The organism is Chryseobacterium endalhagicum (assembly GCF_016745235.1).
GTDB lineage: Bacteria > Bacteroidota > Bacteroidia > Flavobacteriales > Weeksellaceae > Chryseobacterium > Chryseobacterium endalhagicum.
The window spans coordinates 827,493-852,142 of the sequence record NZ_JAELVM010000002.1 but is presented as its reverse complement, the minus strand read 5'-3'; the positions used below and the strand labels follow the sequence as shown (position 1 = coordinate 852,142).

The following is a 24,650-nucleotide window of genomic DNA, read 5'->3' as shown; positions in this document are numbered from 1 at the left end:
ATTCAGAATACATTAAATTATAAACACTAAGATTTATTAATCGTTCCAAAATGAAGATATCAGTAATTATCCCGGTTTACAATGCTGAAAAATTTGTTTCGCAGGCTGTAGAATCAGCGCTTCAGTTTGATGAAGTGTATGAAGTGATCCTTGTAGAAGACAAATCTCCTGATAACGCTTTGGAGGTATGCTGCCAGCTTGCCGAAAAGCATCCAAAAGTGAAGCTTTTCCAGCATCCTGACAAAGGCAATCACGGAGCAGGTCCCAGCAGAAATCTGGGGATAGAAAACGCCACCGGAGACTTTATCGCATTTCTGGATGCAGATGATTATTATCTTCCCAACAGGTTTGACGCAGAAAGAGAACTTTTTAAAAACCCGGAGGTAGAAGGTGTTTATGGAGCATTGGGAGTGCATTACTATTCTGAGAAAGCAAAAGAGCAGTACTACCCTGTTTTCGGGGACAGATTGACAACCGTATACAAAAAACATGGCCCAAAAGATGTTTTTCCAGGTCAGATCTATATGCTCGGCAGCTTCGGGCTTTTCAGCATTGACTCCCTTACAGTCCGCAGGGAACCGTTAATGAAAAAGATGAAAATTCTGTTCAGAACAACTTTAAGACTTCACCAGGACAGTGAATTTATCATCAGACTTTCTTTTTATCTTGATCTTTATCCCGGAATTTTAGATCAGGCAGTAGGAATGCGTGGGGTACACGAAAATAACAGGATTACCCAGGTGGATTCAAAAAAAATAAAGCCTGCCAGTACCAGGGTTCTTTTATGGAAAGAGCTCGACAACTGGGCTGCCGGTGAGAATATGCCGGATAACGTAAAACTGCATATCAACAGGATGTACAGAAGCTTTCAGATTGGTAACGCCCCTGTTATGAAAAAGTGGGGAATGATCCTGAAATACGGGCTGACAGATTATAAAAGTATCCGTTCGGGACTTTATAATATTAACTTCAGGAAGGATTTATTTAGCTGAGTTCGGGTAAATAAAGGCGGGAAGGCGGAAGAAGGAGGCTGGAAGTTAGTCTTAGCCAATAATTTCCATCGGCTTCCGTTCATTTTGATGAAACAATCTTAAAATCTAATCAAAGGGTACTGTATTCTGCTTTCAGACTTCAGTAACTTCCCTCTTCCAGCATCAAGCCTCCTGACCTTATTAGATTATTTTAATCTTTTCTGTTCCGATTGGATGGAATCTGCAATCTGTGAAGTAAGCATCTTTCCAGATTCTCTGTACATATGGTTTCCATCGGTGTACAGATAGTCATCACTTCTTCCGGAAAAATCGTAGTATTTCACATGTTTCTTCTTTGAAAGATCCTTTATGACAGTATTGAATTCAGGAAACCTTTCATTTTCAAGATCCACCATGCCTTGAGAGGTCGGGATTCTTACGAGATATACCGTTCCTTTGGGCTGCAAATAATCTATGATTTCATTGATGGCTTTCAACCGTTCCTGAGACAGGCTGTAAGTATTCAGCACGGCCTTGTATTCTTTTATTTTCACGGCAGCTCTCGCAGCCACAGAATCTTTATTCATATCTACATTCACTTCCATCCAGCCGTCTTTATGGAGATAGGTATTAGATTTTCCCGCTTCTTCCCTGTCAAGATATATTCTGAACCAGCTTTTGTTATAATTTCTGATCAGGTATTCATAATTGGGCGACTTATCGTAAAAGTACATGTTATTGAGCGGAGAATGGGCTTCCGGAAAGTCTTCTTTTTTCTTTATTCCGCTGGTCAGCGCAAGGTTCCAGGGACTTACGGTAAGGATGAAAATTCCGTTTTTAGTATCACAAGCCAGTTTTCTTTTTAAACCTTTCAGATAAACCTCTCCATAAGGGGATTCAACGATATTCAATGAAAAATTGTCAAAGGGAACGGACAGCCTGGTTTTCAGCACATCAGGTACAATTCCCTGCACACTTCTGGAATCTCCCAGAATAATATTGTGAGGTTTTTCCACAGCAAAATGCATGTAGTTGTCATCCGTATTCCCATCTGCATAAGAGCCCAGAAGCAGCAGTACGCCGGCTACTCCAATGATGTATAATGATATTTTAAATAAAAACTTTCCCATAATTAAAACTGTTCATAGATATAGTTTCCATTAGAAAATACGCCGTAGTACATGATCATAAAGATCAGAAAAACATAGAAAGCTCGTCTGATAAAAGGATTCAATCTTTTGATCTCCAGTCCGTGTTCCTGGTCTTTATTAAGCCAGTCGATGACAATCAGAATACCAATTAAACCCAGAACCTTGATCTTCATAAACTGCGGAACTGAAAATAAGGAAAAACTGAAGATCCTTCCGTACATTCCCAGAGCAGCTTTCAGATCAGGTGCTGCAAAAAGTACAAGTGCAAAACATACCATAACCAAGGTCAGAAGTATATTCCCAAGCTCTTTAATGGTAGGAAAATTCCCTGAAAACTTTTTCTTTTTGTTAAGCTTATCCTTTACAATAAGAGGAATATAATAAAGCCCGTGAAGCAGCCCGAACAATACAAAGGTAAGTCTCGGCCCGTGCCATGCGCCAATCAGTATAAAATTCAGAATAATAGCTGCAATAAGTCCTCTTTTGCCATAATCCCTGAACTGAATCACCAAAGGGGTAAAAACATATTCTGTAAGCCATGAAGTGAGCGAAATGTGCCATTTTCTCCAATATTCCGCAATATTCTGCGCAAACAGGGGAAATGCAAAGTTTTTGGTGATTTTAAATCCAAGTAACCTTGCGAACCCAACGGCCATATCAGAATATCCTGAAAAGTCAGCATACAGCTCGAACAGAAAAAGGATAGCTCCGAATGCGACCGTACTTCCTGAGAGGGTTTCATAGTTTTGAAAAATAGACTGTGTTATCGGGGTAATGCTGTTGGCTACCACCAATTTTTTAAATGCTCCGTAAAGAATCTGTCTTACCGCATCTGCTCCTGCCTCTTCTGTGAAAATTCTTTCTTTTTTCAGCTGGGGAAGCAGCAAACCTCCTTTATCAATCGGGCCTGAGGTCATACTCGGAAAGAAAGCCACATAATTGAAAAATGCAAGAACATCAGTTTCCGGTTTCAGCTTATTGTTTTTAATATCAAGAAAATAACTGACGATTCTAAAGGTATAAAAACTGATCCCTAACGGTAAAATAATGGAAAGGGTAAGTTTGTTTTGAATAGCAAACAAATCAGCAAAAGAGTCGATAAAAAATCCAAAATATTTAAAATAAAATAAGGTTCCTATCGCCAGAATTAAACCTGAATTGATATAAATTTTCTTCGCCCGTCCCTGACTTTCGCCAATTTTCTGTCCTAAATAATAAGCTACGGCAGAACTTCCGGCCAGAAGTGCCAGAAATCTCCAGTCCCAAAAACCGTAAAAAACATAGCTAGCCGCCAGCAGCAACATATTCTGAAGTTTCAGATTCTTCCTGCCGACCCACCAGTAAAGGCCAAAAACTACCGTAAAGAAAAGAAAAAAGGCAATAGATGTGAACTGCATTGATTTTTATTTACAATCTCATTAATAATGGGAGGCATCTACAAAAAGATGATTTCCGTTGAAATGTTTTCCGCCGTTGATGCAGAGCTCGATGATATTGGCTACATCGCCGCCTTCAAGTTTATCTTTCAGCGGGTATCCGGAAATAATCATCTCCTTCATTCTGTCATCCATATCTTTATGAAAATCAGTAGGAATAAAAGACGGGGAAACAGAATTACAGGTAATCCCGAATTTTACATTTTCCACTGCCCAGCTTTTGCTCATCTGAAGAAGGTAAGCTTTGTTGGAATTATAAACGGAAGTTCCCATAGCCGGGGCAACCATTGAAGAGGAAAGGATGTTGATAATTCTTCCCAGCTTTTTTTTCCTGAAAATATTGATGCATTTCTGCGTCACTTCAAGAGCCGGAATCACATTATTTTTAAAATCTTCAAGGATTTTCTCCGCTTCTGTTTTATGGAAATAGGTATCGATAAAACTTCCGCTGTAATAGTTATTAATCAGAATATCAGGATCAAAAGCTTCTATTTCAGTCTGAAAGGCATTCATCTGGTCTCCTGAATTGAAATCGATCTGAAAAGATTTTGCATTGGGAAACCTGTGCTCTATTTCCTTTGCCGGAGCTTCGGAATGGCAGTAGGTAAACAATACTTGATATCCTTTTTCCAGTAGAAAAAGATTAATTTCTTTACCAATTCCGGATGAACCTCCGGTCAATACCACTTTTTTCATTAGAATTCTTTGATTTGAATTTTACCTGAGGCTACTGTTTTAAGATTTTCATTGATGAATTTAAAGGCAAAAGTATTCACGCGGACAGCCTCCGACTGATCTGTGATTACGGCTTCAAAATTTAAAACATCATTCAGATACACCGGATTTTTAAAATTGATGGTCTGTGAAAGGATCATTACATCATCTGTAGGAAGCAGCTCTCCGATAAAGTAGGAAAGAAAACCGTTCAGGATATTTCCGTGCATCACTTTGGACTGAAAACCTTTATTCTTTGCAAATTCCTCATCGGTATGCAGCACATTCCGGTCCTCAAACACAGAGATAAAACCATTGTAAACATGGTCATCTACCCTGAACTGATGCTTAAATGCCTGGTTTTCCTGAAGTACCATTATTTTGCAAGTATACAGTCTATCATTTCTCCTACATTATTCCAGCTCTGGATTTCTGAAGAGGTAAAACGTACTCCAAAAGCTTTCTCCACCGCTACAATCAGCTGGATATGAGAAAGGGAATCCCACTCTTCAATATCATCTGCAGTGGTTTCAAAACTTAATACAATGGCATCATTATCCAGTTCGTCATGGAAAATACCTGTCAGCTTAGCTAAAATTTCATCTTTGTTCATAATGTTATATGGGAATAATTATTTAGTGTTAATGTATACTTGTTTGGATTGATAGGTGTCCACATCCAGAACCCATTTCTGATCCTGTTGGGAGAACCCTAATCTTTCATAATGGTCTTTTACCATCTGGTTTTTGGCAGTCGGAAGATATTCTCCCACTACATATTTATAGCCGTTTTTCTTCGCGGTGTCAATGATGGTGTTCAGGGTAAAGTCTTCCATTCCTCTTTTCAGAACACGGCAGCTCATGAGCCATGTATCGATAAAGAGTGTTTCCGGGGCTTTTTTCTCCAGAACAATCACGCAGATCAGGCCGTTGTCTCCGTATTTATCTTCCAGTGTGAAAGACAATGTGTAGTGATCATCGGATTTGATCAGGTTGTCCACATCCTGTTCCGTATATCTTACCGTTCTCAGATTAAACTGATTGGAACGTTGTGTCAGCTGGGAAACTCTCGGTTTTGAAAAACTGTCGAAAGATTTTACATCCGAGGTCATCGCCATACTTTTCAGGAAATCCTCCACATTGGTAAAACTGTCGAGGTCTACTGCTCTTTGGGCTTCCACCTGATACTGTTTGGTTCTTTCCGCATCATTTTCTGAGAAACTGGCGGTTTCGAAAAGATTCAGGCTGTACAGATATTCCAGATATTCTGCAGGATCTTCCGGCAGTTCAGGAACACAGACTTCAGGAAGATTTTCCCGTACAATATTCCGTTCAAAAGGATTATCATCCAGGAATACCATAGAATCGAACCCGATATTCAGAATGCTTTGAATTTTCCTGATATTATCGGCTTTATTATCCCAATTCGCCACAAAAACAGCAATATCTTCCATTTTAAGGACCATATCAGGGTGTTTTTCAAAAGGCTCTCTGGCTTTATCTTCATCATTTTTACTGCAGACCGCCAGAATAACCCCTCTTTTCTGAAGTGCTTTTACCCAATACTGAAATTCTGTAAATGCTTTCCCTATTCCAAGGCTTCCAATCTGGATCTTTTCCAGACCATCGTCTCCAATGATCCCGCCCCAGGTTGTATTATCGAGATCAAGGATCAGGCATTTCTTAAACTTTCCTTCCAGAGAAGAGATAATTCCTGTGATATGATGGGCTACAATGGGCAGCGCGTCCAGAGACAGCACCATTTCAGTATTCACATAAATGCTGGGTGAGAACATGAAATTGCGTCCCCATTTATTCTGAATTGAATGAAGATCTGCGATGAAGAAATTATCGTTACTTATAGCAAGCTGTGCAGTCAGCAAATAATTGAGCTTATTCAGCTGAAAAACAAAAGAAGATTCTACTTTATTGGAAAAATTTCCAAAAACCTGGTTATTGATTCCCGGAAAATTGCAATAGATTACCCTGCTTTTGGTTCTGCTCTGAATGGTACGGTACAGCTCCTCTATATTGGAAATTTTATTTTCCGCAAAAGCAGTTTGTGTATCGTAGGATTTATAATATTGGCTTAGTAATTTGTGGGAAGATTCAAAGATGATGGTATAATCTGCATTAAACTCATAATACTCAGAGGAAGGATCCAGGATCTGTCTTGAAATCTGACCAAAATCAGCTTCAAAAACTTCCACCTCAAAACCTTCATTGATGGCCGTTCCTCTCAGTGCAATATTGAGAAACTGCGTGGCAGTATCCCCTAATAATGCTACTTTGATCTTCTTAAGCTGAGTAGTATCCCTGCGGAGTTCTTTTTTCAGTTCGGAAAACGTTTTGTACATAAACTCTTTTATTTTATTAAAATCCTAATGTACCGGTTTCCAGTTCTGTCAGCTCTTTTCTATTCTTTCTATAATGGTCATGCAGCACTCTATCTGTAGTAAAACTGTATGTTTTGGAAACGCTTGTATTTATTATCATTGTGTTTGTCTTGGTACAAAAATAAAGATTTTATCTGATATTTATTTTTTTTATATAATTCCGCATCGGTTTTTCAATAAACTGGTAGAACAGCATCGAGACAGGAATGAGAACAGCCATGTAAATCCAGAATTTACCGTCAGTGTCCATCGTCTTCCATTTCCATTGTATAATCTCCCTTAAAATATAAAGAACGGGAATATGGGTAATATAAATTGCATAGCTTGCTTCGCCCAGGTATTCTAAAGGTTTTAAGGAAAATAATTTCGTTAGAAAACCATTATTCCATGATATTAAAACAATAAGCGGAATAAAAAGCACTGCCATAAGCCCGTTATGATAAAAAAGCGGAACAAAAATCAAAGCCAGCAGGATCGCCAAAAAGATCAGGATGATGGGAATATCATAATTCTTCTGCTTAAAATTAGTAATAAAAAACAAACCCGCGAGATTCCCAACCAGAAATTCATTCACATGCATCAGCGGAAAATAATACAGGAACTGCTGACTTTTTGTGTGGAGCCCTTCATAATATGACGAAGCTTCGTAAAGATGAGAAAATACCTGAGTCACCACCCATAATAGAATAGCTACGATCCAGATGCTTTTATTTTTTTTGGAGTAGAAATAATTGTAAAGGACCGGGAAGATAAGATAGAACAAAAATTCAACGGAAATAGACCATCCCGGAAAATTCAGGATCATCACCTTACCAGGAATCCAGCTTTGAAGCCCAAGCAAGTACAAAACTGCTGCAGGAATACTGAAATTGGCATATTTTGTCACCAGATAAAGCAAGAGTCCCAGCACATACAATGGAAAGATCCGTGCAAACCTGTTTTTGTAATAATCTATATATCCTATTTTTTCTTTCTTGTGGTAGGCCACAATCATAATAAAACCGGAAAGAATAAAGAAATAGCTCACCCCTACATTGGCCTCTAAAAAGATGTTTGAAATATAATCTATCTTATACAAAAACATGTCCTTGTTAAAATGCGAAATCACGATGGCTATAGCAGCAATAAACCGGGTAAATGTTATCTGACTTATCTTCATTCATGGGAGCTGCCTGACAGCCATTACAATTTATTGAATATGAAAGCTCAGGACCTTTACATACAAAGCCCTGAGTTTGCAAAAATAAAAAAGTTTTGTTTATGTATTAATCCGTCTCAGGTTTATTTGACAAAAACACCGATATATTTACCTTCATATCCTATTACCCTTGTTTCTATGTTGTTTTTCTCACAAAAATCCTGGTAAGCAGAATTATCACCTATATCATCACTGATAAATACTCCTCCTTTTTTCAAATGCTGGTAAAGCACTTCGTAGGCCCACATTCTTCCGTTATAGCTCTTATCCGAATCGTAATGAAGAACGTCAAAGACAGCGTTTTCAGCAAAGATCTTCGGCAGTGATTCCTTATCCGCAAACCTGAATAATTTCCAGCCTGTTTTAAGATTTTGGGGCACTACACATCCTACATACTGATCACCATCCTGAGCCAGATACGGCATATCTGAGCTGTACAGAGTTCCGCCTCTTTTCGAAAGAGACAGCAGTGATGCCAGCGAAGACCAGCCATAAGCCACGCCTGTTTCCACGACATGCTTTGCATTGGTAAATTCACAGGCATAGTACAGCAGTTCCAGTGCTCCTGGACCACCCATTTTTATCGGACATTCCCTTTCTCTTTGTTCTGCTGTTTTCAGAACATCAGCATAATCAGAACGGAATGCCTCTATGTCAAGTCCGAATAACATAAAAACAGCACCTTTCTGGGAAACCGCTTTTTGTGCTGCCCAGGAATTTGTTTTGTCCTTTCCTTTGAAAGCATTCCCTCTGTTTACAGTATTTTTAATAATTTTCCGGCCCAGTTCCGGATAAAGACCGGGGCGTTTCAGATACCCTATCAATGTTTTGAAAATTCTTGTTATTTCACCCATTTTGTGTTTTTATAAGGATGAAAATTAATATTATTTTTTCCGGTTTCTATTGACCGGAATCATTTAATATACGTACATTCACACAATTAACGCATATTGCATAATATTTTTTTTAAAAATAGAAAATTCAGCGTGTATTTTCTAAAAACACAAAATAAAAGTTTAAAAATATACATTCCGGCATCTTTTTTGAGACTCCAGAACGGCTGCTTTATGTACATTGCTTTGAATATTAAATGATTAATAAAGCTCAATTTTTTAAATAAGGAGGATGAAGTTTTCGATATTAATTGCTCATTACAACAATGGGGCATTTCTTAAACAGTGCTTTGACAGCATTTTGCAACAAACCTATAAAAACTGGGAAGTGATTATAGTGGATGACTGCTCTGCCGAATCTGAAAAAAATACGTTAAGAGAAATGATTGCCGGTGACGACCGCTTTTTCCTTTATGAAAATGAAATTAACAAAGGAACCGGATACACCAAAAGAAGATGTGCAGAACTGGCGACCGGAGATATCTGTGGCTTTCTGGACCCTGATGATGCCTTAACACTTGATGCTCTGGAAGAATCTGTAAAAATATATGCCCGGGAAAAGATAGCGGCCACCTACTCTCAATTTTATGTCTGCGATGAAAATCTTACCATTGAGAAATTATTCCCTTATTCCCGGAAAATAAAAAACGGGGACCCTGATTTTTTTAATATCAATTTTGAAGTGGCTCATTTCTTTACCTTTAAAAAAGCAGTTTACGATACAACCGAAGGGATAAATGAAAACATCAGTTCATCGGTGGATCAGGATTTATACCTGAAACTTTATGAAAAAGGGAGTTTCTTTTACATAAAAAAACCGCTCTATCTCTACAGAATTCATCAGAAAGGAGTTTCCCAGGATAAAAAAAAGAAAGAAAAACTTCATAAAAACTGGCATCTCGTATTAGCGGATACGCTGAAAAGAAGGCAGATCCGTATGCTTTATAAAAAAGACAGTGAAAGCATTGATAATCTTCCCAATTTTATCTTTGAAAAACAAAATACGCTTATTAAAAGAATCATAAGAAAAATAACATAAAAACAAACTAAAAATAGAGAATTTTTCAACCAATTCATTTAAAACACACTATTACAGAGAAAAATAAAACCATTTCCCTGTTAAATATGTAAAAAACAAATTATATTTGTTCTACAAATGAATAAAATAAATCTGTTAATATGTTCTATAATTTTCTTGAAAAAATTTACAGAAGGCAGCAGCTCTCTCTATTAAAAAAACACAGTAGGGTATTTTTTGAAAATATCAGACTGGGTGTTGGAGGCCGCTTTGTTCTTGATAAAGATTTAAAAAAGGTAAGCATCGGAAAATCGGTAGAATTCAGAAATTACTGCTGTATTCTGGTGACGAAAGAAGCTACTCTGGAGATTGGGGACCGTTTTTTTATGAATAATTTTTGCTCGATCAACTGTCTGGAGCACATTTCCATAGGAGAAAACACTTTATTTGGTGAGAATGTTAAGCTTTATGATCATAATCACGCTTACGAAACCTCTCCTGCATTCAAAGTTCATTCATCAACATTTACAAAAGCTCCGATTAAAATAGGCAGCAACTGCTGGCTTGGCAGCAACGTAACGGTTCTGAAAGGTGTTACGATTGGTGACAACTGCATTATTGGCGCTGGCTGCACCATCTACAAAGATATCCCTGCCAATACGCAGGTGATCAATAAACAGGACCTCGTACACAGACCCCTGTAATCAGAATGAAATTCTCGGTACTTATTGCCCATTACAACAATGCGGCATTCTTCGGAGATTGCTATGAATCCCTATTGTCTCAAAGCTATACGGATTGGGAAGCAGTCATTCTGGACGACGCATCTTCTTATGAAGAGAAAAAACGTGTACAGGCGCTTATTGCGGGAGACACCAGATTTAAATTTTTTGAAAATGAACAAAACTGCGGTGTAGGCGTTACCAAAAGCAAACTCATTGATTTAGCTTCGGGAGACATCTGCGGATTTGTAGATCCGGACGATGCCATTCTTCCTTGCGCCATTGAAAAAGCGGTACAGGTGTTTACCCACAACAAAAAGGTTGTACTTACCTATTCACGTTTTATGAGCTGTGATCGGAATCTTAAACCTATTGCTCCCTTCAGATCAGCAATGCAGGTTCAGAACGGAGACCGGTATTTCTTTAATTATCCTGTTCAGATCGCTCATTTTGTGACGTTCAGAAAGGATATTTATGAGCAGACAGAAAAGATGGATTCCAGCCTCAGGATAGCTGAAGATCAGGACCTTTACCTGAAAATGTACGAAAAGGGGAATGTGCATTTTATCAACGAAACCAATTATCTTTACAGAGCGCATAGCGCAGGCATCTCTCAGAATGAAAACAAAGTAAAGGCTTATGAATACTTTTCCCGGGTGGTTTTTAATGCCATGAAAAGAAGAAACCTTAAAAGCATTCACGGAAAAAAAATTCCCGAAATTTATCCCGGTCAGAAGGAAATTTTTAACCTTTTGGAGTATCAGAATTCAATTCCGTATAGGATAAAAAGAAAAATCTTCATTACTTTACAAAAATTTTTCAGGTAAAATGTCAACACAAAATAAGAAAATAAAAGTTCTCTTCAGACACCGTTTTATGGAAATGGGCGGTGTGGAAAAAGTGGTTCTCAGTATGGTCAATAATCTCAATCCCGAAAAATTTGACATCACGGTCTGCCTGAACCTGAATCAGGGTGAACTGAGAAATGAATTTCCAAAACATGTTAAAAAATTATATTTAGCAGACGGTAAGGAAGATTTTTCCAAAAACCCACTGATTCACAAACTGCAGCTGATCCGCAGGAAAATCAAGCTTTCCCGTATGCTGAAAGACCATAAAATATCCGACCGTATTTTAGGAAATAAAAAATTTGATATTGAGATTGCTCCCAGCTATTCCACCTTTTCATCTGTCATTAACTCCAGCAATCCGGCTTCAAAAAAAATAGGATGGTTTCACTCGGAAATTAATGTTCCCAAACTACAGCCTCTGGTTCCGGATATTCTTAAAAGTTTTCCGCAGTTTGATCATATGATCTACTGTTCTGCGAAAATCAAGGATATGATGCACCAGTATTATCCGGAACTGAAATATCCTGAGGAAAGTGTAGTGATCAACGCGATTCCCATTGAAGAAATTAAATTAAAAGCAGAAGAAAAGATTGAACCTTTTCCGGAAGGACCTGTTTTTGTTTCCGTGGGACGCCTTCACGACAGAAAAGGATACCATAAACTTATTGACGCTCATAAAAAGCTTATTGACGAAGGTTTTCATCACACGGTTATCGTGGTGGGAAGCGGTGAAGAGATGCAGAATCTTACGGAGCAGATCCGTGTGAACAATGTGCAGAATACCTTTATTTTAAGCGGCAACAGGATGAATCCTTATCCGTATATTAAAAACGCCGATTATTTTATTCTCTCTTCCCAATCTGAAGCATGGCCGCTGGTGATTGCTGAAGCATTAATCCTTCAGAAGCCTATCATTGCTACCGATACCGGTGATGTAGGAATTATGATCAAAGACAGGGAAACAGGCTACCTCATCAACTATGACACGAATGAGATGTATGCCGCCATGAAGACCTTTTTAACGGATCCCGAACTGGTTGCGAAGATCAGAAAAAATCTGGAAACGATAGAAGAACAGTTTGATAACCAGAAAATCTTTAATGCCGTGGAAGAAATCATTGAAGATCTCCACCGCCAGAATCAAAATAAGGAAAATGCCTAGATCTTTAGATCAGACGGCTCCTTTTTATCATAAAAAAGCCGCTTTTTCAATCTGAAAAAGCGGCTTTTCTTTTACTTAAGAAAATGATTTAATCTTCGAAGTTTTCTCTTCCAATAATATTCATCAGATCAGAAACGGTTTCTATATCTTTAAAATCCTTTGTATCAATTTTATTATCGAAATTTTCATCTACCAATGCAATAACGGAGAGTAAACTGATTGAATCATAATTTTCAAGTTCTCTTAAATTGGTTTCAACGGTTAGTTTTTCGCGTTCTTCCAGTTCTTCCTGTAATTTCTCTAAAAAAATGGCTGTCTTCATATAAATTTATTTTGGCTTGTACATATTTTTTAAAAATCCAGCACGGTTGCTCCCCATGAGTACCCTACTCCAAAACCGGCCATCAATACCTTATCTCCCTCTTTCAACACACCCTGATCCATCATATCTTTCAAAGCGATCGGAATGGTTGCAGAAACTGTATTTCCCGTATTTTCCATATTGATATAGAATTTTTCTGCGGGTATTTTGGTTTTCTTCCTTAAATAATTCAGCATAAAAGCATTGGCCTGATGGAATACAAAATGATCGATATCATCCATCGTCAGTCCATTCTTTTCCAATGTTTCTTTTACCAGTCCCGGAATATTCTCAATCGTAAAATTGAAAATTTCAGGGCCGTTCATATATAGGTTTTCCGGAGCAAAATCATGCCCGGGATTCAGTTCAAAATCCGTTTTGAAAGCTCCTTTCTTTACCATCAGATTCTCGGCGCCGCTTCCGTCTGTTCCCAGACAGAACTGATAAGCTGCCGCATTTTCATCCTTCTCTATAATCACCGAAGCAGAAGCGTCTCCAAATATGCTCCGGTTAGCCTTATCATCCGGATGAATATGCTTCGTATAGGTTTCCGATGTGACCAGTAAAATACTTTCTGCCACACCGCCGGCTACTAATCCTTTAGCAAAAGCCAGTCCATACACGAAACCCGAACAGCCCAAATTAAAATCCACCGCTCCGATATTCTTCCTCAACCCCAATCTGTCCTGAAGAATACAGGCTGTTGTAGGCAGAAAATAATCCGGACTTTGGGTGCAGAAGAGCACAAAATCTATTTCGCTCCTGTCATAGCCGGTGAAAAGCTTCTCCGAAGACTTTACAGCAAGCTCCAGAACCGTCTCGTTTTCTGATGAAATATGGCGCTGTCTGATCCCTATTTTTTCTTGAATTCTATCTGAATTCCACTCCGGAAATTCTTTCTCAAGATCCTCATTGGTCAGAATTTTTTCGGGCAAATAATATTCTATTTTGGAAACTTTTATCATATAAATTCTTTTTCTTTGTAAAATTAAATAAAACAGCAAATTACCTAAATGATGATTCTTCTCTTCCGTATCCTATTAAAAATTCATACCACTTATCATTTGATGATACAAAAAATTTATCTTAAGGTCAATCTTGCAAAAGGGTTGAAGGTAGGTAAGAATGTGCGTTTTGTAGAGGTTCCGGAATTTGGAACCGAACCTTTTTTAATTGAAATAGGGGACGAAACCACATTTTCCAATAATGTAAGGTTCATCAATCACGACGGAGGCTACAATGCCCTTCATTTCTTTGAAAAATATAAAGATGTAAGAGCATTTGGAAGAATAAAAATCGGCAGACAGTGCCTGATAGGCGCAGATACCATCATTATGCTGGGGGTAGAAATGGGCGACAACTGTGTTTTGGGTGCGGGATCTATTCTGACCACCTCTATGCCTCCGGGAAGTGTTTACGCCGGAGTTCCTGCAAAATTCATCTGCACCATTGAAGAATACGGAGACAAAGCTTTAAAAAATAATGTGATGTATCCAAGAGAGCTTGAAGCAGACAGACCCCAATTAGAAGCCTATATCAAGGAGCATCTTCCCCACCGTTATAAACCTGTGAAATAATGTCTGCAAAAAAGAAAATCCTAATACGTATCGGCTCCCTGCGACATGGAGGGGCAGAAAAAGTTCTTGTCAATTTCCTTAAAAACCTTCCGGAAGATAAATATGAGGTGGATCTGCTGATCAATCTGTACACAGGGATGTACATCAAAGAAGTTCCGTCATGGGTGAAGCTTCATCATCTTTTGAAAGGAGAAATGATCACGACCAACAGACCTCACGAAATTCCGGTGAAAGCATTCAGAGTGCTGTATCAGAAAATGTTTTTGTGGTTTCCTGCCCTACTTTATACATTTATTCTGAAAAATAAAAAATACGATGTAGAAATAGCAGCCATTCACGGTATGTACAGGGAACTGCTGTCCAGCCCGCAGAAAGATTCCAAAAAAATCATCTGGATCCAGAACGATATTTTTAATCTTAAAGAATACACACCGGATGTTATCAGGCAGCTATTTAAATTTGACAGAATACTGGTTATTTCCAATAAACTGAAGGAGGAAATGCAGAAGGCGGCTAAAAGTGACCAGGAGAAGCAGTCCGTTATTAAAATCTTCAATCCGATTGATAAAGAAGACACTTTAAAAAAAGCCAATACAGCAATCGATGATTATCCTTTCTCCAACGATATTCCCACGTTTATTACCATTGGGACCGTTTATCCGCAGAAAGGCTACGACAGGCTTCTTGATGTTCACAAAAAACTGATCGATGAAGGGCTGAAACACCAGATCATTATTATCGGTGACGGTTTCGAATTTGAAAAGACCCTGGCAAAACTTAACGAACTGGAACTTCAGGAAACAGTAAAAATGCTCGGCTTCAGAAGCAATCCTTATCCTTATTTGAAAAAGGCAGATTTCTATGTGATGTCTTCCCGACACGAAGGTTTTCCCACCATTATTGCAGAAACACTTATCCTTAATAAACCGGTGGTCTCTACCGATGTTTCCGGGATCAGGGATCTTCTTCAGGACGGAAAATTAGGACTGATCACGCCCAATTCAGAGGAAGGAATTTACGAAGGGATGAAAAAATTCCTTTCAGACAAAGAACTTACCGCCCGTTACGAAAATGAGATCGCTGCGGCAGACCTTCCATTTGTTCTTCAGAAATCTGTAGCACATCTTCAGGAAATCATTGATGAATTATAAAACGATTTAAAATGGGTTATACACTTATACAAAAGGATTTTTACAGGGAAAGCGGAAAATGGCTCTCTTCATTTGAGATCTGGAAAAAATGTATCAATCCGAACCTTCATTTTATCTATGTTTTGAGAAAAACCCAGAAATATTACCAAAAACCTGTTCTGGGAATATTCTGGAAACTGGTTCTCAGACATTATCAGATCAAATACGGCTACCAGATTTATCCGGAAACTGAGATCGGGGAAGGTTTTTATCTGGGACACTGGGGAAGTCTGGTGATCAATCCGAAAGCCAGAATCGGGAAAAACTGCAATATGGCGCAGGGCGTAACGATCGGCCAGCAGAACCGCGGAAAACTTCAGGGCTTTCCTACGATTGGTGATGAAGTATGGATTGGAGCCAATGCTGTTATTGTAGGCGGTATCACTATTGGAAACAATGTTCTGATCGCTCCCAATTCCTACGTTAATTTTGATGTTCCTGCCAATTCTGTTGTCATGGGAAACCCGGCAACCATTCACTCAACCGAAAGAGCTACAGAAGCTTACATCAATAATAAAATTTAAGACACTTTTTATAGATTTATTTCTATATTCATTGTTTTTCATCAAAAAAGTCATTCTCTCTATTGTGGGAAAAAATTATTTTGTTGAATTTTGTTATAGTAATTTTTAAAAAATAAAACTTTTAGTTAAAATTTTTAATCATTATAAAAAAACAACACAATAATTTTGAAACACACCAACATGAAAAAAAATTTACTTTTCACGCATGATGCGGCTTTCTATGCTGTCTCATTCCCCATCCATCCTGATCATTCAAAATCTTCAGGGATCTTTTTAAAATCATTGGTATAGCAGAACACCGGAGACCGTAAATGTTTTATTTAGGGTAAAATTCCATATTCCGTTCCCAGGTTGGGAACCGAAACAGCTTTTATATATTGAAATTCGAGCCCTATTTATTTCCCGGTTCTTCTGCGGCTATTCAGTGTATTTTCCATAAAACACACTTTTAATTTTTATACGTATGAAAAAAAAATCGACATTCAAGATTTTTGCTGCAGTATTCTGTATTGCATCATCTCATGCCTATGCAAGGACCGCAACTGTCCCCTGGCATCATGAGACGAGTATTGGATTCAAGCACAGGACACCTCTCCCGCCAAGTGTCTATGACCTGGATCCTCTTATTGTCATTCCGCAAAATGTGAATGAAAAAGGATTGGTGGTTCTCAAAGGGAACTTTCAGAAGCCCAATACCGCAGGAGATGTAAAAGTTACCGTAAAGTACAAAGATGCCCAAAATAACTGGGTCTCTTTATGGTGTAAAACTTTTGCAGGAAACTATGACTATAATGAAGAACTTACCGCTCAATTCGAGTTGCCGCAATCGGCTCTGAACAGTCATTCAGTCAAGATCGAATTAAGTTCAGATGCCAGTATTACCAACTGGAATTCTGTAACCTGGAACAAAACAGTGAGTCATTACAAACAATCAAATTATGTGTATGCCAACTGTGACCTGGATGAGAACCAGTACACCATCCTGTTTACCCCTAAAAAAAACGGAACGGTTGTATACAATCCAAATGGAACGGTTTCAGGAGTCAAAGACAGGGTAACTTCCCAGCATCTGGCCAGAAAACTGGATGATATTGTGCTGTCTTTTCAGGGAAATGCCGCATTAGACAATTCCAATGTCAGCTCACCGGTCGTTAATATTACGAACCCTAATAATCTTGAGACTATAGCCAGTTCTCAGAAATTCATTTATCAGAACAGTGAGTTCAGTCCTTTTGAGTTCTCTTATCATGATCCGGTGTATATGTTTGCCGGAAAATTTTCAAACGAAAGTTTTTTCATCAACTTCAGCAACTGGTTTTTGCCTCCTGAAGAAGGAGGAGAGCCCTGGGGAAGAGGATATCTGGATTTTACCAATCCTAATTCTCTTCTTAACAGGTATTATAATCTTTACAATTACATCAATGAGAAGCTGGGAGATGTTTTCACGAACCAGCAGCCTGTTGTTATAGTGATCAGTAAAGTCACAGGATTAAGAGTTTATAAAGGCAACGGACAGTATATTTCTCTTTCAGCGATGAGCAACTATAATGTAGCCAATGATTTTGGATATCCTCCTCTTAATAACAAACAAAGAGGTCCTGGTTCTGAAAACTTTTCATTAAGTAATACTTCTCAGGCATCATTATATGGTGTCGGGGCGATCAGAAACAAAAAGGTAGTCCCTGGATGGAACGGTCCGTCAAGACCTTTAATAGATATCGAAAGCGAGATCAATAAATTCATCAAATATGTGGGCATTTTCGGAAATACAGTCACAGAGGACTGCCCGGTTACCTGTTTTGCCCTCAATTCAGGGGCCGAATCTGATTTTGCAGACTGGACCAAAGCTCCGAACAGTTATATCTTCACCGGCAAGGATCCTAAAACCAATGCTGCTGTAGACGGTCTTTATATTCCTGTAAAAAAAGCCTATGAAATGTGGGCAAAAGGCGGCGAGTTTATGAAGGATGACAATGGTAATTATACTCCTATCTCTCAGCAGGGTCTTGCCAAAGCAGGATTGTACTGGGAGGACGAACCGGGGCTTATCAAATCCGTTACTTTGGAAGGTACAGGAGAAGATGCCAAAATCAAAGTAATGATCAACAAAATAAAAGAAGGTAATGCCGTTATTTCATATAAAGTTGATAACAAAATCTACTGGACATGGCACGTATGGGCTACTGATGATCCTGGAATCAACGGAAGCAATTACCATCACGGTTTTGAAAAAGATAAGGAAGGAAATACGGTGACCAATTGGAAATGGATGGACAGAAACCTGGGTGCTACAAGTGCGAACTTTGTAGGAAACGAATGGCATAAATCCGCCGGACTTCAGTATCAGTGGGGCAGAAAAGACCCGTTCCCATCATTTGGACTGAAGGACTTAAGCCTTTATCCCATTACCGGAGAAATTAATTTAAACTATACAGATCCGGCTTTCCAGTCTAAATTTATAAGGGTAAGAGGAAATAAATACTCTGCTCAGATCAATACAGGTACGGACACCCCTAACGGAAATATCAGGTTCTCTGTTCAAAACCCGATCAACTTTATTGCAACGCCTATTTATGTGGCTAAAAAAGGAGAAGCATTGCTTAATGACGGGGAAGACTTCTTGAGACAAAACAGTAATGACAGCTGGACACAGGTGGGAATCACCACATGGTTTTCAAAGGAAAAATACAAAAAATTTGTTCCTCCGTACCGCGAAAATATTATCGCGTGGGATCTTTGGGGAGATACCCGTCAGGGGAATTATTCGGATATGGATGATCCGGTTGTTGGAGAAGCGAGTACAAGATACGCCTTGAAATCTCCTTATGACCCATGTCCGTGCAACTGGCGAGTCCCTTCAAGCTATTTTTCAGGAGGAAGAAATTCCGGAACCCCAATGCCTGATGAAAACAAATACAGCCCATGGGGAAAACATACAGGAAATACAATTGATCCGGAATTCAATGCGACAACTTTAAATCCGGATTATCCAGGAATAAAAGTTTATCCTCAGTTTGGATTTGATTTCTCAGGAGTTTCAGGAATGAATTTAGGTAAGTTCCCTATTAATGGTAATTATGAAGGGTATCCCAATACAACAAGTCCTTTAAAATATGGAGCAGGCTGGATCACGCCGGTTATTAATTTCCAGGATCAGAGTGCAGATGGTGGATTAATGACCACTACATTCATGACCGCTTCTGAAATCATCAACCAGGTACGTTACCCTTCATTTAGTGCTGCAGGTCTCACCTTGATTTCAGATCCGCTGAGCGGTTCAAAACCAAGACCGGGATGGCACAGATTCTCCAGCAGCGCTTATATCGGCGGCGGCGGCGTTCGTTGTATCTATGACCCGAATGCTTCTTTTATGCCAAAAGTATTTGAAACGGAATTTGTAGCTTCTGCCAACGAAGTTTACACTACCGAAACTTTAAAATCATGGACCAGATTACCCAACAGTTATGTAGAATACACCAATCCTGCACTGGTAACGCCTAATCCAAATGGGAATAAAGTTGATTCCAACAAAGACAACGACAGGATCATTGAAATTCCTCTGAGAAAGGCATACGCCATGTACAAGCTTCACTTGAGTACAGATTTTTCTTTCCCTGCTGAAAGTATCAAATCATCATCTGTAGTCTGGACCAATAATAAGAACCTGATCCAAAAAATGGAAATTATAGACGGTTCAATAGATACGGCTATATTAAAAGTTACCTTAAACCAGAATCAGGCTGGAAATGCGGTAGTGGCTTTTCATGCAGGAAGCGGAAGCTGGACGGCCAATAAACATAACGATCCGGCATTATGGAGCTGGCATATCTGGGCGCCAAAATCTGTCATCACTACTTACGATGTGGATCCTGAAAACGCCGGAAATGGCGGAGTTATCCCTGCCAATGATCAGTTTAAAGATCCTATGACCAGTGCCGGAGTTCCGATGAAAACCACCTTTATGGACAGGGATCTGGGCGCTAAGGAAAAATTAGTCAATGAACATATTTTCGAACCTTCCGGTTCCGTATTTGCATCAGGTCTGGCGGCTCCCGCTACAGGTAGTTTTCCGACAGGAAATCCTGCTGTAATGGCCAGATTAGCTCAAATCAGTGAAAGTGGCGGTCTGCATTACCAATGGGGAAGAAAAGATCCGCTGCCAGTATTTTACAATCCGGGATGGTCTTATTACTATTATGGAACCAAACCATACGCAACGTACAATGTATTCAGACAAAATAATCCCGCCAATGCTACTACCGGAGCAATACCTTATACGGATAATATGCCTGAATCGGAATATTTAAGTTCATATACCAAACCGTATACTACCTATTCGGATGCTTCAAATGCAAATGTTACGGCAGGAGATTCAAAAGCAGATAAACTTAAGAAAGTAGTCAAATATTCTGTTAATAATCCTCTTAATTATCTGTATCAGACCGATGCTGCAAAAGCAGACTGGGTTTCTGACGAGAATGGAAATATGCCGGAAAGATGGGGACATGCAACCGAAAAATCTTCATACGACCCTTGTCCCGCAGGCTGGAGAGTAGCAGATCTTGAAAGCGTTTCTACCGGAATTATTCTTGGGAATTTTATTTCAAAAGGAAATACGCCATGGTTCTATAATGCGCAGTTTAATACAGCCTATGGTATAGATCCGGGGCAAATAGCCGCAGTAGTGAAATATGAAACCTATGATCCTGCCAAATATAATTATGTAGGCGGTACTCTGTATGCTTATTTTTCCGGAAAAGGAACCGTTGCTTACGGATATACATTAAACAGACCGGAATACAACATAGGATTATTCCCAAACATGGGTATAAGAGGCTTTAACGGAGGTAATACAATGGATGCCTCTGTCCTTCCCTATGCTGCAGGATCAGGTTTAAAGACCTTCCAGTATTCAGGTATCTGGACCTCAGCTCATCAGGGAAGCGGTGGTACTTCTGTAGGAATGTTATTTAAACAAACGGCTAATGCTAACACAGGGCTCTATTATTTAACGCCAACGTTCGGTTTCCGTCCTCAGGCGGCAATGTCCTGCCGTTGTGCAGAAATTAAGTACGATGCCAATGGAAATGAAATCGGAAGATATGAGCCGGATGCCATTCCTGTACCTCCGAATGCTCTTGCCAAAGCCAAAAATATTCTGGCTAAAGCAGTGATTGAGGAAAAAGTAGTTCAGAACAAACTGGAATTCTTCCCGAATCCTGTAAAAAGCATGCTGTACATCAAAGGAAATGACAAGTCTAAAGACTACTATTACCAGATTTACAATTTGTCCGGCCAGATGATAAAAACAGGGAAATTTGAAAACGGTCATACTGATCTTTCTTCATTAATTTCCGGAGCTTATCTGGTAAGAATTAATGATTCTGAAACCGTAGTGAAAATTATTAAAGAATAATAACAACATCCATGTAATATTTAAACCGTCTCAGTTTTGAGGCGGTTTTTTTGCAGAATTAAGAATATTTTAATCTGTAATTTGAATTTTATCATTTATAGTTTGTAATTTTATATGGCCATTTTAAGTTTGAATTATCAGTTTTTCAGACAAATTTGTAGAGAAACAGTATGGAACAGACGTTTTAAACATGATTTTAAGCATATTTTAATATTAAACTTTGTTAAAACTGTCTGCCTTTTCGGCAAAAATTATATTTTTGCATGATTATTGATTTAATCTATTGAATTCGAAAATAATTTAAACGAAATAAATAATTGTAAACCTTTTTAAATTTTTTAAAATTATGTCACAATCGTACGAAATTATTTTTGAAAACAACAGAAAATGGGTAGAATCCAAAGTTTCAGACAATCCTGAATTCTTTCATGAGCTTGCAAAAACCCAGAATCCTGATTATTTATACATCGGGTGTTCGGACAGCAGAGCTACAGCGGAAGAGCTTATGGGTGCAAAACCTGGAGAAGTTTTTGTCCACAGAAACATCGCGAATGTTGTCAATACTTTAGACATGAGTTCCACAGCAGTTATTCAATATGCCGTAGAACATCTGAAAGTAAAACACATCATCGTATGCGGGCATTACAACTGCGGTGGCGTAAAAGCGGCGATGACTCCTCAGGACCTGGGATTGTTAAATCCATGGCTGAGAAACATCCGCGACGTTTACAGACTGCATCAGGCTGAACTGGATGCTATCAATGATGAGGGCAAGCGTTATGACAGACTTGTAGAGCTTAATGTTCAGGAGCAGTGCATCAACGTTATTAAAATGGCCTGCGTACAGGAAAGATATATCGTAGAAGAGTATCCTATTGTACACGGCTGGGTATTTGACCTTAGAACGGGTAAGATCATTGATTTGGAGATCGATTTCGAGAAAATTCTGAAAGACATCCAGAAAATCTACAACCTTACAAGTTCTGACTGGGTAATGAGCAGAAAAACAGATTAGTTTTTCTAAAATGAATGTAAGATGAAATTCTGGAGTATTATTGTATTGACCTTTTTCCTAAACTTCACAGCGCTGCCTGGCATTGCTGCTGTTGCAGGCTGGGATATCGCAAGGACCAATGTAATCATCAACGAAGAAGAGCCTCACTCCCACCCATCCTCTTTTATTGTATACGAAAAAACAATTCCGAAAACTCTGGATGTCTTCGATTACGTGAAGTTTTCCGAACCTGATCTTCAGGGTATTTCCTTTGAACTGATAGACGATTCCTTTCATCTGTCACCCTTACTGACCATATTTTCTCCGCCTCCGGAAGCTTAATTTTTAAGTATAGTTAGATTTTTTTATAGTATTCATATCAAAACTGATATCGGATACGCGTGCTTTAAAATTAAATTTCCAATCTTTTATAATTGATTATCTAAGCATAGATCAGTCGGTTATAGTATTTTTCAAAAACAACATGAAAAAAACATCATTTATAGGAGGAATCAAGGAGAATTTCCCTTCAGGACTCGTTGTATTCTTAGTAGCGCTTCCGTTATGTCTTGGAATCGCTTTAGCATCAGGCGCACCGCCATTGTCCGGGGTGATCGCAGGTATCGTAGGCGGATTAGTGGTAGGATTTTTAAGTAATTCAAATATATCAGTATCCGGTCCGGCAGCAGGGCTTACAGCTATTGTTTTAACAGCTATTACAGATCTGGGCGCTTTCGAGCTTTTCCTTTGCGCAGGGATTATTGCAGGTCTTATCCAGCTAATTCTTGGGTTCATCAGAGCCGGAAGTATTTCCAATTATTTCCCGAACAATGTTATTGAGGGGATGCTTGCCGCTATCGGTATCATTATTATTTTAAAACAGATTCCTCATGCCATGGGATTCGATAAAGATTATGAAGGGCATGAATCTATCTTTGATAACGGTCTGAATTTCGGTTACTTTTCAGAATTATTCGGAGCCATACATCCGGGAGCTATTGTAGTAACATTGGTTTCCGTAGCTATACTTATCGCCTGGGACAAAATTCCGGCTTTAAAAAGAATGAAAATGCTGCCGGGAGCATTGGTAGCCGTTGTAGCAGGAATCCTTTTAAATGAATTGTTTAAACTTTCCGGAAGCTCTCTGACCATCAGCACACAGCATCTTGTTTCACTGCCTGTTCCTAAGTCTTTGGATGATTTCAAAAATCTTGTTACGATGCCTGATTTTGGAGGATTCACCAATCCTAAGGTATGGATAGTGGGAGCAACCATTGCCATTGTAGCTTCTATTGAAACGCTGCTTTGTATTGAAGCTTCGGACAGATTAGACAGCCAGAGAAGAATTACGGATACCAATCTTGAGCTTAAAGCCCAGGGAATCGGAAACCTGATCAGCTCATTTATCGGAGGACTGCCGATGACTTCTGTAGTGGTAAGAAGTTCTGCCAACGCCAACGCCGGGGCCACTTCAAAAATGTCTGCTATGATTCACGGTGTACTGCTTCTGGTATGTGTACTGACTATTCCGTTTATCCTTAATTTAATCCCGCTTGCCACTCTTGCCGCAGTACTGATCCTGGTAGGATATAAACTGGCAAAACCTGCTACGTTCAAACATTTCTGGCATCTGGGTAAATTCCAGTTTATCCCGTTTGTGGCAACCGTAGTAGCGGTAGTAGCAACCGACCTTCTTAAAGGGGTGGGTATTGGTCTTGCCATTTCGGTATTCTATATCCTTCAGGGAAATATGAAACGTGCTTATTACCTGAGCAGAGAAAAGCTGGATGATGCAGACGGAATTAATATCAAGCTTGCCGAGGAAGTTTCTTTCCTGAATAAAGCCGCCATTAAAAAGACATTGAAAAACATCAAGTCCAACTCTACCGTGACCATTGATGCAAGAGGAACTTCTTATATTGCCACGGACGTACTGGAAATGATCCAGGATTTCGCCAACATCAGGGCAAAAGAGGAAGATATTAACGTGGAGCTTTTAGGCTTCAAAACTTCATACAAAGACTATGAAACCGATGAGGATTCTCACATCCTGATCACCCACAGAAGAGCTATGTAA

The 24,650-nt window shown here is 39.0% G+C and carries 23 protein-coding genes; 12 read left to right on the top strand and 11 right to left on the bottom strand.

Annotation, left to right across the window (positions count from 1 at the left end; all coding sequences use genetic code 11):
- The first annotated feature begins 50 nt into the window (after nt 1-50).
- A complete protein-coding gene (locus JET18_RS14140; RefSeq protein ID WP_202092081.1) occupies nt 51-992 on the top strand; it encodes a glycosyltransferase family 2 protein in 942 nt (313 codons plus the stop codon).
- A 185-nt stretch (nt 993-1,177) separates the two neighbouring features.
- Here the strand turns inward: JET18_RS14140 and JET18_RS14135 are convergent, their stop codons facing one another.
- The 9 genes from JET18_RS14135 to JET18_RS14100 all read right to left on the bottom strand — a co-directional run bounded on the left by JET18_RS14135 (nt 1,178) and on the right by JET18_RS14100 (nt 8,719).
- Entirely contained in the window at nt 1,178-2,101 is a 924-nt protein-coding gene (locus JET18_RS14135; RefSeq protein WP_202092080.1) for an SGNH/GDSL hydrolase family protein, read from the bottom strand.
- Nucleotides 2,102-2,103: 2 nt separating this feature from the next.
- Nucleotides 2,104-3,519: an MBOAT family O-acyltransferase gene (locus tag JET18_RS14130; protein WP_202092079.1), complete on the bottom strand. Its 1,416-nt coding sequence runs from the start codon at nt 3,517-3,519 to the stop codon at nt 2,104-2,106.
- 21 nt (nt 3,520-3,540) lie between these two features.
- Nucleotides 3,541-4,254 (bottom strand): SDR family oxidoreductase, encoded by a 714-nt coding sequence (locus JET18_RS14125; RefSeq protein WP_202092078.1) that lies wholly within the window; start codon nt 4,252-4,254, stop codon nt 3,541-3,543.
- A complete protein-coding gene (locus tag JET18_RS14120; RefSeq protein WP_202092076.1) occupies nt 4,254-4,649 on the bottom strand; it encodes a MaoC/PaaZ C-terminal domain-containing protein in 396 nt (131 codons plus the stop codon). Before JET18_RS14120 ends, JET18_RS14125 begins: the two co-directional genes overlap by 1 nt.
- The gene (locus tag JET18_RS14115) at nt 4,649-4,885 is read right to left on the bottom strand and encodes an acyl carrier protein (RefSeq protein ID WP_202092075.1); all 237 of its coding nucleotides are present in this window, start codon (nt 4,883-4,885) and stop codon (nt 4,649-4,651) included. Before JET18_RS14115 ends, JET18_RS14120 begins: the two co-directional genes overlap by 1 nt.
- An 18-nt stretch (nt 4,886-4,903) precedes the next feature.
- The gene (locus JET18_RS14110; RefSeq protein WP_202092074.1) at nt 4,904-6,628 is read right to left on the bottom strand and encodes an HAD-IIIC family phosphatase; all 1,725 of its coding nucleotides are present in this window, start codon (nt 6,626-6,628) and stop codon (nt 4,904-4,906) included.
- Between the two features lie 16 nt (nt 6,629-6,644).
- Entirely contained in the window at nt 6,645-6,767 is a 123-nt protein-coding gene (locus tag JET18_RS21955; protein WP_262896561.1) for a hypothetical protein, read from the bottom strand.
- Nucleotides 6,768-6,797: 30 nt separating this feature from the next.
- Nucleotides 6,798-7,826 (bottom strand): acyltransferase family protein, encoded by a 1,029-nt coding sequence (locus JET18_RS14105; protein WP_202092073.1) that lies wholly within the window; start codon nt 7,824-7,826, stop codon nt 6,798-6,800.
- Nucleotides 7,827-7,948: 122 nt separating this feature from the next.
- The gene (locus JET18_RS14100; protein WP_202092072.1) at nt 7,949-8,719 is read right to left on the bottom strand and encodes a class I SAM-dependent methyltransferase; all 771 of its coding nucleotides are present in this window, start codon (nt 8,717-8,719) and stop codon (nt 7,949-7,951) included.
- Nucleotides 8,720-8,990: 271 nt separating this feature from the next.
- On the opposite strand from JET18_RS14100, the gene JET18_RS14095 reads away from it, so the two are divergent.
- The 4 genes from JET18_RS14095 (at nt 8,991) to JET18_RS14080 (ending at nt 12,511) form a co-directional block, all read left to right on the top strand.
- Nucleotides 8,991-9,797: a glycosyltransferase family 2 protein gene (locus JET18_RS14095; RefSeq protein ID WP_202092070.1), complete on the top strand. Its 807-nt coding sequence runs from the start codon at nt 8,991-8,993 to the stop codon at nt 9,795-9,797.
- Nucleotides 9,798-9,937: 140 nt separating this feature from the next.
- Nucleotides 9,938-10,480 carry an acyltransferase gene (locus tag JET18_RS14090; RefSeq protein WP_202092067.1) on the top strand — a complete coding sequence of 181 codons (543 nt, stop codon included), beginning with the start codon at nt 9,938-9,940 and terminating at the stop codon, nt 10,478-10,480.
- A 5-nt stretch (nt 10,481-10,485) separates the two neighbouring features.
- Nucleotides 10,486-11,325 (top strand): glycosyltransferase family 2 protein, encoded by an 840-nt coding sequence (locus tag JET18_RS14085; RefSeq protein ID WP_202092064.1) that lies wholly within the window; start codon nt 10,486-10,488, stop codon nt 11,323-11,325.
- A 1-nt stretch (nt 11,326) separates the two neighbouring features.
- On the top strand, nt 11,327-12,511 hold the full coding sequence (locus JET18_RS14080; protein WP_202092062.1) for a glycosyltransferase: 1,185 nt from the start codon (nt 11,327-11,329) through the stop codon (nt 12,509-12,511).
- Nucleotides 12,512-12,599: 88 nt separating this feature from the next.
- On the opposite strand, the gene JET18_RS14075 is transcribed toward JET18_RS14080, so the two are convergent.
- Nucleotides 12,600-12,833 (bottom strand): phosphopantetheine-binding protein, encoded by a 234-nt coding sequence (locus JET18_RS14075; protein ID WP_202092060.1) that lies wholly within the window; start codon nt 12,831-12,833, stop codon nt 12,600-12,602.
- Nucleotides 12,834-12,862: 29 nt separating this feature from the next.
- Entirely contained in the window at nt 12,863-13,837 is a 975-nt protein-coding gene (locus tag JET18_RS14070; protein ID WP_202092058.1) for a ketoacyl-ACP synthase III, read from the bottom strand.
- 102 nt (nt 13,838-13,939) lie between these two features.
- Here JET18_RS14070 and JET18_RS14065 point away from each other — a divergent pair, with 102 nt between their 5' ends.
- From JET18_RS14065 to JET18_RS14035, 7 genes are all read left to right on the top strand, one after another.
- Entirely contained in the window at nt 13,940-14,449 is a 510-nt protein-coding gene (locus tag JET18_RS14065; RefSeq protein WP_228728553.1) for an acyltransferase, read from the top strand.
- Complete coding sequence (locus tag JET18_RS14060; protein WP_202092056.1) at nt 14,449-15,600, top strand: glycosyltransferase; 1,152 nt, start codon at nt 14,449-14,451, stop codon at nt 15,598-15,600. The genes JET18_RS14065 and JET18_RS14060 overlap by 1 nt, the downstream gene beginning before the upstream one ends.
- An 11-nt stretch (nt 15,601-15,611) precedes the next feature.
- Nucleotides 15,612-16,163 carry a serine O-acetyltransferase gene (locus tag JET18_RS14055; protein WP_202092054.1) on the top strand — a complete coding sequence of 184 codons (552 nt, stop codon included), beginning with the start codon at nt 15,612-15,614 and terminating at the stop codon, nt 16,161-16,163.
- A 463-nt stretch (nt 16,164-16,626) separates the two neighbouring features.
- The gene (locus JET18_RS14050; RefSeq protein WP_202092052.1) at nt 16,627-21,579 is read left to right on the top strand and encodes a T9SS type A sorting domain-containing protein; all 4,953 of its coding nucleotides are present in this window, start codon (nt 16,627-16,629) and stop codon (nt 21,577-21,579) included.
- A gap of 346 nt (nt 21,580-21,925) precedes the next feature.
- On the top strand, nt 21,926-22,594 hold the full coding sequence (locus tag JET18_RS14045; RefSeq protein WP_202092050.1) for a carbonic anhydrase: 669 nt from the start codon (nt 21,926-21,928) through the stop codon (nt 22,592-22,594).
- A gap of 21 nt (nt 22,595-22,615) precedes the next feature.
- Nucleotides 22,616-22,915 carry a hypothetical protein gene (locus JET18_RS14040; protein WP_202092048.1) on the top strand — a complete coding sequence of 100 codons (300 nt, stop codon included), beginning with the start codon at nt 22,616-22,618 and terminating at the stop codon, nt 22,913-22,915.
- Nucleotides 22,916-23,057: 142 nt separating this feature from the next.
- Nucleotides 23,058-24,650, top strand: coding sequence for a SulP family inorganic anion transporter (locus tag JET18_RS14035; protein WP_202092046.1), 1,593 nt, complete (start codon nt 23,058-23,060; stop codon nt 24,648-24,650).

Coding starts and splice junctions, on each gene's coding strand:
- JET18_RS14135 (WP_202092080.1), bottom strand. CDS start 2,101: ATGGGAAAGTTTTTATTTAAAATATCATTATACATCATTGGAGTAGCC.
- JET18_RS14060 (WP_202092056.1), top strand. CDS start 14,449: ATGTCTGCAAAAAAGAAAATCCTAATACGTATCGGCTCCCTGCGACAT.
- JET18_RS21955 (WP_262896561.1), bottom strand. CDS start 6,767: ATGATAATAAATACAAGCGTTTCCAAAACATACAGTTTTACTACAGAT.
- JET18_RS14095 (WP_202092070.1), top strand. CDS start 8,991: ATGAAGTTTTCGATATTAATTGCTCATTACAACAATGGGGCATTTCTT.
- JET18_RS14055 (WP_202092054.1), top strand. CDS start 15,612: ATGGGTTATACACTTATACAAAAGGATTTTTACAGGGAAAGCGGAAAA.
- JET18_RS14080 (WP_202092062.1), top strand. CDS start 11,327: ATGTCAACACAAAATAAGAAAATAAAAGTTCTCTTCAGACACCGTTTT.
- JET18_RS14040 (WP_202092048.1), top strand. CDS start 22,616: ATGAAATTCTGGAGTATTATTGTATTGACCTTTTTCCTAAACTTCACA.
- JET18_RS14105 (WP_202092073.1), bottom strand. CDS start 7,826: ATGAAGATAAGTCAGATAACATTTACCCGGTTTATTGCTGCTATAGCC.
- JET18_RS14110 (WP_202092074.1), bottom strand. CDS start 6,628: ATGTACAAAACGTTTTCCGAACTGAAAAAAGAACTCCGCAGGGATACT.
- JET18_RS14100 (WP_202092072.1), bottom strand. CDS start 8,719: ATGGGTGAAATAACAAGAATTTTCAAAACATTGATAGGGTATCTGAAA.
- JET18_RS14115 (WP_202092075.1), bottom strand. CDS start 4,885: ATGAACAAAGATGAAATTTTAGCTAAGCTGACAGGTATTTTCCATGAC.
- JET18_RS14070 (WP_202092058.1), bottom strand. CDS start 13,837: ATGATAAAAGTTTCCAAAATAGAATATTATTTGCCCGAAAAAATTCTG.
- JET18_RS14050 (WP_202092052.1), top strand. CDS start 16,627: ATGAAAAAAAAATCGACATTCAAGATTTTTGCTGCAGTATTCTGTATT.
- JET18_RS14090 (WP_202092067.1), top strand. CDS start 9,938: ATGTTCTATAATTTTCTTGAAAAAATTTACAGAAGGCAGCAGCTCTCT.
- JET18_RS14045 (WP_202092050.1), top strand. CDS start 21,926: ATGTCACAATCGTACGAAATTATTTTTGAAAACAACAGAAAATGGGTA.
- JET18_RS14085 (WP_202092064.1), top strand. CDS start 10,486: ATGAAATTCTCGGTACTTATTGCCCATTACAACAATGCGGCATTCTTC.
- JET18_RS14125 (WP_202092078.1), bottom strand. CDS start 4,254: ATGAAAAAAGTGGTATTGACCGGAGGTTCATCCGGAATTGGTAAAGAA.
- JET18_RS14065 (WP_228728553.1), top strand. CDS start 13,940: ATGATACAAAAAATTTATCTTAAGGTCAATCTTGCAAAAGGGTTGAAG.
- JET18_RS14035 (WP_202092046.1), top strand. CDS start 23,058: ATGAAAAAAACATCATTTATAGGAGGAATCAAGGAGAATTTCCCTTCA.
- JET18_RS14140 (WP_202092081.1), top strand. CDS start 51: ATGAAGATATCAGTAATTATCCCGGTTTACAATGCTGAAAAATTTGTT.
- JET18_RS14120 (WP_202092076.1), bottom strand. CDS start 4,649: ATGGTACTTCAGGAAAACCAGGCATTTAAGCATCAGTTCAGGGTAGAT.
- JET18_RS14075 (WP_202092060.1), bottom strand. CDS start 12,833: ATGAAGACAGCCATTTTTTTAGAGAAATTACAGGAAGAACTGGAAGAA.
- JET18_RS14130 (WP_202092079.1), bottom strand. CDS start 3,519: ATGCAGTTCACATCTATTGCCTTTTTTCTTTTCTTTACGGTAGTTTTT.